Here is a 737-nt window from a genome sequence, read left to right as displayed (position 1 = left end):
GCCCTTGACATGGTCGATTTCGGCCATGTCGGCGGGGATGGGGCAGCCTTCGCGGTAGCAGGTGGCGTAGCGGGCCAGGACGGCCCGCCGCTGCGCGGGGGTGGCGAGGCGGACGGCGCGGCCCATGTCCAGGACGCGTCCGTGGGCGTTGACGACCATGCGGACCAGTTTCGAGGTGCGGGCCAGCCGGTGGACGTCGGAGACGGGCAGCAGCTGCCCGGTGGCGATCAGCAGCCCGGGTGCCAGCCGGTCCGGCGCGTGCCCACAGGTCCTGCACGCATCACTAGCCGGCCCCTCACCCGTACCCGCACTCCCGGCACCCGCCCCAGCCGAACCTTCCCCGGCTGAACCCGTGCTCGTGCTGTCGGCACCCGCTCCGGCTGAACCCGTGCCTTCAGTGTGGCGGGGACTGCCCGTGCGGCAGGTCGAGCCGTCACCGGCCGGAGGTGTTCCGGGCCGGGTATCGCTGGAGCCGGTGGTGTCGGCGTTGGCGGTGTCGGCCGTGGCGGTGTCGGCGGTGCCAGCTGCAGCTGTGTCGGGGTCAGCGGTGTCGGCCGCAACTGCGTCGGCCGCGGCGGTGTCGGCGCGTCCGGCTGTGCTCGGCGATGGCGGCGCCCCCGTGGCGGGTGTGCTCGGCGTGGCGGGCGTGCCGGACGCCGCGGTGGAGGCCGCATGGGTGGAGTCGGCGTCATGTGTGGGGTGGCCGGTGATGTGGTCGGTGGTGGGGTGGTCGTGTG

At 74.2% G+C, this 737-nt stretch carries 1 pseudogene; it reads right to left on the bottom strand.

The window, feature by feature from the left end:
* Window positions 1–737, bottom strand: a pseudogene (locus Amac_RS54400) (13E12 repeat family protein); the annotation flags it as partial.

It is taken from the genome of Acrocarpospora macrocephala, assembly GCF_009687865.1.
GTDB lineage: Bacteria > Actinomycetota > Actinomycetes > Streptosporangiales > Streptosporangiaceae > Acrocarpospora > Acrocarpospora macrocephala.
Note: the sequence above shows the minus strand (reverse complement) of the source record. Positions and strands in the feature narration are given on the sequence as shown.